The following is a 9242-nucleotide window of genomic DNA, read 5'->3' as shown; positions in this document are numbered from 1 at the left end:
GTTTTGTGTACAATTCATCTGAAGTCCTCCTTGGTATGGTGAGTGATGTGGTTGACACCCCTGCATCATACCAAGAGGGCTTTTTTTGATCAAGTCCCCGGAAAAGTTCCTAACGGGAATGCTCCTTTGAGCATGTGATGCAGGCTTCTGTATGACAAGACTAATCTAGTACAAGATATGGTGCATACTTTACAATTAGAACAAAAAATAGACGACCCAGCTTAATCAGCCAGGTCGTCCGCATAGGGGTCTACCCTTTCTTCGGATAAAACAGTATACAGTTCTTCGGCTTCCTCTTTCCGAGGTGACTCTTTGAGCTGGTTAATCGTAACGGTGACCGCCTTTTGGCCAAAACGGATATACAGTTCATCACCGGCGGCCACCTTGGTGCCAGCTTTGGCCGTCCGGCCGTTCACTTTAATTCGTCCTTGGTCACACAACTCTTTTGCCAGCGTGCGTCGTTTAATGAGCCGCGAGACTTTTAAAAACTTATCCAGCCTCATGAGCTCTTTACTCTCTTTTTACTTGACTGCTTCTTTCAGTTTGTTACCGGCTTTAAAAGCAGGGACAATGGTTTCTGGGATGTTGATGGTTTCGCCGGTTTGCGGATTGCGTCCGGTGCGGCTGGAACGCTTGCGGGTTTCAAAGGTGCCAAAACCGACAAACTGAACTTTTTCACCGGAAGCCAAAGCATTTGTAATCTCGTCTAAAAGATTATTGATCACCAGCTCAACATCTTTTTTTGTTAATCCACTTTTTTCAGCTATGTTAGCAACCAATTGATGTTTGTTCATTTGGTCTACCTCCCTTTTAATCTCACCATAGTCTTATTCGTGCTCTATGTTGTTTTTCCTGCTTTCTGCACAAAAAAATTTTAAAAATCCCCCGTTGTCACTATCTTTGTTGACGATTTTGCTTCTGTTTATACTCTTCTTCCTTTATTTTTTCCCATTGGCGTTTCACATCGTCTGCATCTTTGAGGCTAAGGTCCCCAAAGACATGGGGGTGGCGGCGGATCATCTTTTCATTTAAGGCTTGCAGGACATCCTCCATATTAAACCATCCCTCTTCTTCTGCAATCTGGGCCTGTAGAAAAACTTGCAACAGCAAATCACCCAGTTCTTCCTTCAGCTGATCCATATCCTCTTGATCAATGGCTTCACAAACTTCCCGGGCTTCTTCCAGGACATATTTTTTCAGAGACTGATGGGTTTGCTCCTTATCCCAAGGGCAACCGTCCGGACCGCGCAAGGTGCGGAAGATATCCCGTGACTGGTGATACAGGCGGTTTAATACCGTTTCATCTGTTGTGGGGGGTACATAAACAGCGGTCAGGTTATTAAGATCAATCACCCTGTCCAGTTCATACAAATGAATTTGCAGCAGTTGCTCTTGTCCTGGCACACCTACCGCGGTAACAACGGTAATAGTGTATTCGTCAGGATAAAGTTCCATCAGGGTCAATTTGACTTCTGAGGCCACAAAACGATCGTAAACCTGGGTAATAATGTGGTGCAAGCGGGGATTAAGCTGGGACAGGGCCAGACTGGTTCCGTCCAGAATGACGCACCCGTCGTTAGGATCGATTTTTAAGCGGGCAAACAAGGGATCCAAGAAGCTTTGGCCCCCGCCAATATGGATGCTCACCTTTTCCTTGCGGCCCTCGCTCAGCAACATTTGCACCGTTTGCTCGGCCACAAGGGGATGACCGGGGACAGCGTAATAAACTGTCCCGTGCTTTTTGGCTGCCTCAAACAAGAGGGAAACAATCTCCTCATACACCAACTGAAAATCGCGGTGCCGCTCATAAACCTCATCAAAGGCAATGTAGGTTAAACCCTCTGCTTCCAGTTCGGAGATGACAGGATGTTCCTTGGTACGTACGAACAGGGGCTGGGCATGTTTAAGGGTTTGATAGACACCAAGGGGCAACTGGGCTTTGTTTCCGGCACCCAACCCCAGAATATGAATCGTGGCCATCAGCACATCTCCCTTCATTTTACTAAGAGCTTGCGCCTTTTTCTGTCTGCTCAGGGTCTTCTTTTTTCAAAATCTTAAGGGTTTCCAAAACCGGAATGAGACGATTAACCTTCGGAATAAGAGACAATTCAGTGCGGGAAATCGCTTCAAAGCGCAACAACGAAAGCCCGTAAACGACCACCCCGACCAACACCGCACTTAAAGTGACCAGCGCATACAGAAGGCGTTCATGAAGCTTGACGGAGTCCAAGCCATACTCCAGCCCCACCATCGTCAGACTGACGCAAATCCCCATCACACAGACGGCATAAACCGGGGGGAGCAAAATGTGCTTTTTAAACAAACGGACGGGAATGATATGATAAATCGCCCACAGGTTTAACAGGGCCGCCACCATATAACCCACAACAGAAGCCAAAGCAGCCCCTTTAATATCTAAAAACGGAAGCAATATCAGGTTAAAAATGAACTTAACGCCCACCCCGATCAACAAATGGCGGGCCGGCAAGGTCACATAGCCCATCCCTTGCAAAATGGCCCCGCTCGTAATCCCCAGTGTCGAAAAGATCACCACAAAAGCCAATATGGCCATGGTCACTGTTCCTTCTGGTGTAACATAAAACATAATGTTAATGGGCTTGGCTAAAATAGCCAGTCCAATGGCGGAGGCCAAACCAATTATAAAGGTGAGTTTTAAAGCAAACTCTGTCCGCTTGCTGATCTGCTGATGCTGACGCTTAGCTTTGGCCTCGGAGATAGAGGGCACGAGGGCTAAAGCAAGGGCCGTGGCAAAAAAGGCAGCAAACTGCACCAAAGGCCAGCCCCGGGCATACACCCCTCTCAAGTTAAATGCTTCTTTACTAGCCCATCCTGTCCAGGACAGCAGATTGGGAATGGTAAAATTGTCAACCAGCTGAAACAAGGGCAAAACCAGCGCCCCCAAACTAATGGGCAAGGCATAAGCAGCCACACGCCTTAAAATTTGCCTGAAAGACAAATTGACATAGGAGGTTTCTGCCTGATGGGCCCATCCAGATCCATGGCCTTTGCTTGTAGTTAAAGGGGCGGCCTGAACATTTTTATCACCGCCCTCTCCTCTTGCAGTTTGTTCGTGCCGCCGCTGGGCAAGGGTATTGCTGCGCCAGTACAGCAGCATGACAATCAAAGCGGCCAAGGCTCCGGTAAACGCGCCGAAGACAGCGCCTGCTCCCGCATAATACTCATCATAATGGTGATAAATAAACCAGGAGCTGAGCACCAAAATGGTGGTTACCCTGACGACTTGCTCCACTACTTGTGAGACGGCCGTCGGCATCATGTTTTGATGACCTTGAAAATAGCCGCGGATAGAAGCCATCACAGGCACAACCAAAAGGGCAAAAGAAACGCTTCTAATGGGCAACACCAAGTCTGGGTCACCCATTAAAAAAGCTAATACGGGTGCACCTGCCGTGTAGAGGAGGGTAAAGGAGAACAAACCCGTAAGCATTAAAGTGATGGCCGAGACTTTAAACACCTTCCTGGCTCCCGGGATATCGCCCACAGCCAGGCGTTCAGCCACCAGTTTGGAAATGGCAATGGGAACACCCGCTGTAGAAAGTGTCAACAAGATCATGTAAATGGGATAAACTTGTTCATAAACATAAAAACCATAGTTACCAGTGATATTCTGATATGGGATCTTATACACCACGCCTAGCAGTTTGGACAAAAAGGCAGCGGTGGCCAATATGGCTGTTCCCTTCACCAGCTGCTGGGTTGGATTAGACCCATTCATCTGGGTTCCCCTCTCATGTTTAAACTGAACACATTATACCACAAACAATATTCGCGCCAACAAACAAGAAATAGGCTGTTGACCAGGTCAACAGCCTATTTCCGGCGCATGATGATCACCACCAGGAGCATCCGTTTGGCCGGTCAGTCCATATGGATCCCTATTGCTCCATTTGTTTGGCCAAAAATCCCGCCGCTGTCTCAGCCAGTTTCGTCTCCACATCTCCCATGGTGCGTCCTTCCTGTTTGCTGATCAGAATGACGGAGCCGATCGGATCGCCGCCGGCTATGATCGGCGCAATACAATACGCTGCATATTCTTCCTGCATATCTTTACAAATCTCATAGGTCCCATGGTTATTTTCAACGATGATTTTACGCTCGTTCATACTGGTTTCCACCACATCGCCAACAGCTTTTTCCATATACGTTTTTTTAGATGCACCGGAAACAGCAATAATGGAATCCCGGTCAGAAATCAAGGTGACATGGCCCAAGTTTTCGTATAATGAATCGGCATATTCTTGGGCAAAATCACCTAATTCTCCGATGGGAGAATATTTCTTTAAGATCACTTCCCCATCGCGGTCCACAAAAATCTCCAGCGGATCGCCTTCCCGAATACGCAAGGTGCGGCGGATTTCTTTTGGTATGACAACTCTTCCCAAATCATCAATGCGACGAACAATCCCAGTAGCTTTCATAATCCTGATGTCCTCACTTTCCATGATGTTGTATTAATTAACTTCGTACCAAATGACTGGAATTAAACCTTGTCCATATTATTTGTTGACAAGCAAAACATATGCATCCAACAACACTTAAAAACAAAGATATGGAGGGCGGATTGATGACAAGCTGCCTCCTGCAGCCTGTTCACACAGGATGCGGTCACCACTGGGAGCTCAGGGATCACACGGTCCCTGGTTTGTCCGTCTTACAGGTTAATGTGCTTAATGTGCTGAGGAAGTTCCTCTTCTAAATATTGGAAGAATTTTTGGCCCGTCAATTGGCTGATCTCATCCGGTTCCAGCTCATCCAACTCAGCTACATAACGCTTTTCCACTTTAATGATGTGAAAGCCGTAATCCGTTTGCACCGGTGCACCGATCTCCCCGATCTCCTGCTCCAGCGCCGCTTGCTTAAACTCAGGCACCCACATGGCCACAGGCACATCTTCATACAAACCACCGTCCTCTTTGCTGCCCGGGTCTTGGGAGTGCTCCCGGGCCAGTTCAGCAAAGTCAGCCCCTTGCTCAAGTTGTTCATAAAGGTCATACGCCTTTTGTCTGGCTTCCTCTTCGGACAGATCATGCATGGTTGAGATCAAAATATGGCGCACAGTGGCTTTGGTCCGCTCTTCTTCCGTGAGCTGCTCCCGGAAATATTGCTTCATCACCGCATAATTGTGCAAATACTGTTTGACATCTTCTTCACTAATGTCTAACGTCTCATAAGCACGCTCTAATGTTTCCTCATCATAAACGGCCTGGACCTCATGCCACAGCTGTTCGGCTTCCGCTTCCGCCCAATCTAGATCGGCTCCCGCCATTTCCTCTAAAATCAGCCGCTCGGCAATCAAGAACTGTAGAAATCTTTCGCGAACCTGCGGGTCATTGACAGGCGCGCGAGGCTGCATAAACGCTTGAATGGCCAGATAACGGGCCAGTTCATCTCCGCGAATCTCCCCATCTTCATATTTGGCCACCACCTGGGTTTCCGTCAAACCTTCCCGGTCCACCTCTGGAAATTCGATCGTTAATCCTTCATTTTCATCTCCTGGCGAGCCATTTTCCGCTTCCTCCTGCTGCCCTCCACAGGCCGTCACCGTTAACAGCAACAAAAGACACACCAAGCCTAACCGCAGACGGAAGGGTTTATAACGCCTGCTTCTCTTCCCTCGGTTCAAATGAGTTGTGCTGTGCATTGGATTCCTCTCCTTTAACCACATTGGCTTCCGCCATTTTATCAAACAGATCCAGTGTCAAATCCAGCCATTCATCCTCACTCATCCCGTTCACTTTAACCGTGACGCCGATCTTGACATCGGAAACAAGACCCACTCTGCGTCCGTATTGGCTGGCCAGCTTAAACAGTTGGCCGCCATCTATTTTATCATTTTGGGAAGGGTGGAACAGCAATCTTAAAACCTGGTCTTTGAGCACAATCGTATCAAGCTTATACCGCTTGGCATAGGCTTTCAGTTTAGACAGCTTGATTAAGCGCCCTACAGGGGGAGGCGGAGCGCCAAAGCGGTCCATAAATTCCTCTTCCACCTCGCGCACATCTTCCAACGTGGACACAGCTGCCACCTTTTTATACATTTCGATTTTCTGTTTGCTGTCTTGTACATAATCTTCGGGAATATAGGCATCAATGTGCACGTCCATCTCCAATTCAACGGGCTCTTCCTGGGGACGCTCTCCTTTCAGTTCTTCAATGGCCTCTTTCAACATTTGGGAATAAAGGTCAAAACCTACGGAATTGATAAAACCATGCTGCTCCGCTCCCAGCAAGTTGCCGGCGCCGCGGATCGCCAAATCGCGCATGGCAATTTTAAAACCAGAACCAAGCTCAGTAAACTCCTTAATCGCTTCCAGGCGTTTTTCAGCCACTTCAGACAACACTTTTCCCCGCTGGTAGGTAAAGTAAGCGTAAGCGGTACGGTTGGAGCGGCCGACGCGCCCACGCAGCTGGTACAGTTGGGACAAGCCCATCTTGTCTGCATCATAGACGATCAGGGTATTGACATTGGGAATGTCAACCCCGGTCTCGATAATGGTGGTGCTGACCAAAACATCATACTCCCCGTCCAGGAAATCCAGCATGATGGCCTCCAGCTCGGTTTCCTTCATTTGGCCGTGAGCCACCGCGACCCTGGCATCGGGGACAAGGGCGCGTATCTCTTCTGCTTTCCGTTCAATCCCTTGCACCTGGTTATATACAAAATACACCTGTCCGCCCCGGGCCAATTCCCGCTCAATGGCCTCGCGCACCAATGCCCCCTGATACTCCACCACATACGTTTGCACAGGAAAGCGGTTCTCAGGCGGCGTTTCAATCACGGACAAGTCACGGACACCCAGCATGGACATATGCAGTGTGCGGGGAATAGGCGTTGCAGTCAGCGTCAACACATCCACATTTGCTTTTAATTGTTTAATTTTTTCCTTATGGGCGACCCCAAAGCGCTGCTCTTCATCGACAATGAGCAAGCCCAGGTCCTTAAATTGAACATCTTTAGACAGCAGGCGGTGAGTGCCGATAATAATGTCCACCACACCATTCTTAATTCTTTTCACCGTTTCATTTTGCTCTTTGCGGGTGCGGAAGCGGCTTAGCACATCAATCTCCACCGGAAAATCGCGAAACCGCTCTTTAAAGGTTTCGTAATGCTGCTGGGCCAAAATGGTGGTCGGCACCAGGACAGCCACCTGCTTGGAGTCCATCACCGCTTTAAAAGCGGCGCGGATGGCCACTTCCGTTTTGCCGTAACCCACATCACCGCACAACAGGCGATCCATCGGGCGGGGCTTTTCCATGTCCCGCTTAATCTCTTCAATCGCCCGCTTCTGGTCAGGTGTTTCCTCGTACGGGAACAACGCATCAAATTCCCGGTGGATCTCCGTGTCCGGGCTGAAGGCATAACCGGGCGTTGCTTCCCGTTTAGCGTACAGCTTGAGTAAATGTTCGGCAATATCCTGTACGGACGAACGGACACGGCTTTTGACACGCTTCCATTCATTTCCCCCCAGTCTGTACAACTTGGGGGCTTTATCTTCACTGCCCAAGTATTTTTGGACCTGGTCAATGTTTTCCACAGGGACGTACAGTTTGTCATCCCCGGCATACTGGATATGCAAATAATCTTTGTGGGCGCCATTGATCTCCAATGTCTTCAAGCCCACATAACGGCCAATGCCATGGTTGACATGAACGACATAATCCCCTTCGTTCAGGTCTGTGTAACTTTTGATCCGCTCCACGTTAGACACTTGGGTCTGGGTACGCGGTTTTCTCTTTTTCTGCTGGGCAAACAGTTCATTTTCGGTTACCACCACCAGCCGGTGGGTGGGCAGTTCAAAACCGGACTGAATCCGCCCCACTACCACCTGGGGAATCCCCTCCACCAGGGCCGCATCCCCTTTTAACTTCCTGGCCTCGATCTGAAAGTCATCCAAAATGCGCAACATGCGCTCAACCCGTTCGCTGTCCCCGGCCAAAAACACAATTCTATCCCTGTTTTTTTGCCAGCGGTTGATCTCCGTTTGCAGGACAGGGAACTGGCTGTGGAAGTGCTGCATCGGCTTAGAGGTAAAATGAACAATATTTTGCGGGCTGGTCTGGGGAATTTGCCGTAAAAAGAGGGATAAGTAAACCAATGGTTTTTTAACCTTTTCTTTCCATTCAGAGAATGGAAGAGAGATAGAGAGTTCAGGCAAAAATTCCCCTGTCTGCATCATTAAAGTTTTCCATTCCGCCTCTTCCCGCTGAAAATTGGTCTCAGCTTCCAGCAAGCGCGTCGGTTCATCCACAATGACAACAGACCCTGGCTCAAAATAATCCACCAAGGTTGTGCGCTGGCCATAGAAGCAAGAGATATATTTGTAGATTCCCTGGAATGATTGTTTTTGACGTAATTGCTCAATTTCCCAGCCAATGTGTTCTTTAAGTTTAGCTTTTACTTCCTCGTCCCTGACCTTCGCCAGCTGTTTGTGCAACGCTTCTTCGACTTTTTTGGCCCCCAATTCATAGTGCTCCTCAAACAAAATCCACTCCACGCTGGGCCCCAGCGTAATACGTTGCACGTTTTCTTGGGAACGCTGGGTTTCTATATCAAAGGTGCGGATAGAGTCTACTTCCGTATCAAACAGTTCAATACGGACGGGCGAGGAAGCAGGAGGGTACACGTCAATGATCCCCCCGCGGATGCTGTATTCCCCCTCCGCTTCTACCATTTCCACTCTCTTATAACCCATGGTCAATAGTTTGGCTTGCAACTCTTCTAAGTTGATCTCGTCTCCCCAGGTGATAGAGATTTGCGCTTTCTTCCACACCGAGGGCGGCGGAAGCAAACGCTTCAGACCGGCCAAAGGGACAATGACGATGATCTTCTCCTTCAAGGCCAGCTTATTCAACACTTCAATCCGCTGCCGTTTAAATTCGGGACTGGCCGTGGCAATTTCCGAGGCGATCAGCTCATTGACCGGGTACAGATAAACTGACTCTTCATCCAGCCATTCTATTAAATCTTCGTAAATTTTTTGAGCTTGGTGCAGATTGTGGGTCACAACCAGCTGGGCTTCACGATTTTCCTGGAACAGGGCGCTCATAAACAGCGTCCGTGACGAGCCATTTAACCCGGTCACCAGCTGTTCTTTCATGCCATTTTGAATGGCCTTCAACACATGTTGAAAATCGGTTCCCTGGCTAAAAATGTGGATCAGCTCTTTCATGTTTGCCTCCTCTCCGTTCCTTAAAAAACA

Annotated in this window: 7 protein-coding genes; all 7 read right to left on the bottom strand. The window is 48.6% G+C overall.

What is annotated here, in order from left to right; all coding sequences use genetic code 11:
• Positions 1 to 221 precede the first annotated feature (221 nt).
• The gene (locus IEW48_RS13305; RefSeq protein WP_007506055.1) at positions 222 to 503 is read right to left on the bottom strand and encodes an RNA-binding S4 domain-containing protein; all 282 of its coding nucleotides are present in this window, start codon (positions 501 to 503) and stop codon (positions 222 to 224) included.
• 18 nt (positions 504 to 521) lie between these two features.
• Positions 522 to 794, bottom strand: a complete 273-nt coding sequence (locus IEW48_RS13300) for an HU family DNA-binding protein (RefSeq protein ID WP_007506054.1) — start codon at positions 792 to 794, stop codon at positions 522 to 524.
• Positions 795 to 894: 100 nt separating this feature from the next.
• Positions 895 to 1980, bottom strand: a complete 1086-nt coding sequence (locus tag IEW48_RS13295) for a MazG family protein (protein WP_188624170.1) — start codon at positions 1978 to 1980, stop codon at positions 895 to 897.
• A 22-nt stretch (positions 1981 to 2002) separates the two neighbouring features.
• On the bottom strand, positions 2003 to 3757 hold the full coding sequence (locus IEW48_RS13290; protein ID WP_188624169.1) for a putative polysaccharide biosynthesis protein: 1755 nt from the start codon (positions 3755 to 3757) through the stop codon (positions 2003 to 2005).
• Between the two features lie 160 nt (positions 3758 to 3917).
• A complete protein-coding gene (gene spoVT / locus IEW48_RS13285; RefSeq protein ID WP_188624168.1) occupies positions 3918 to 4460 on the bottom strand; it encodes a stage V sporulation protein T in 543 nt (180 codons plus the stop codon).
• Between the two features lie 233 nt (positions 4461 to 4693).
• Complete coding sequence (locus tag IEW48_RS13280; protein ID WP_188624167.1) at positions 4694 to 5683, bottom strand: peptidylprolyl isomerase; 990 nt, start codon at positions 5681 to 5683, stop codon at positions 4694 to 4696.
• On the bottom strand, positions 5634 to 9212 hold the full coding sequence (mfd, locus tag IEW48_RS13275) for a transcription-repair coupling factor (protein WP_188624166.1): 3579 nt from the start codon (positions 9210 to 9212) through the stop codon (positions 5634 to 5636). The genes IEW48_RS13280 and mfd overlap by 50 nt, the downstream gene beginning before the upstream one ends.
• Positions 9213 to 9242: the final 30 nt, after the last annotated feature.

Source organism: Caldalkalibacillus thermarum (assembly GCF_014644735.1).
GTDB lineage: Bacteria > Bacillota > Bacilli > Caldalkalibacillales > Caldalkalibacillaceae > Caldalkalibacillus > Caldalkalibacillus thermarum.
Note: the sequence above shows the minus strand (reverse complement) of the source record. Positions and strands in the feature narration are given on the sequence as shown.

Coding starts and splice junctions, on each gene's coding strand:
- mfd (WP_188624166.1), bottom strand. CDS start 9,212: ATGAAAGAGCTGATCCACATTTTTAGCCAGGGAACCGATTTTCAACAT.
- IEW48_RS13295 (WP_188624170.1), bottom strand. CDS start 1,980: ATGGCCACGATTCATATTCTGGGGTTGGGTGCCGGAAACAAAGCCCAG.
- IEW48_RS13280 (WP_188624167.1), bottom strand. CDS start 5,683: ATGCACAGCACAACTCATTTGAACCGAGGGAAGAGAAGCAGGCGTTAT.
- IEW48_RS13300 (WP_007506054.1), bottom strand. CDS start 794: ATGAACAAACATCAATTGGTTGCTAACATAGCTGAAAAAAGTGGATTA.
- spoVT (WP_188624168.1), bottom strand. CDS start 4,460: ATGAAAGCTACTGGGATTGTTCGTCGCATTGATGATTTGGGAAGAGTT.
- IEW48_RS13290 (WP_188624169.1), bottom strand. CDS start 3,757: ATGAATGGGTCTAATCCAACCCAGCAGCTGGTGAAGGGAACAGCCATA.
- IEW48_RS13305 (WP_007506055.1), bottom strand. CDS start 503: ATGAGGCTGGATAAGTTTTTAAAAGTCTCGCGGCTCATTAAACGACGC.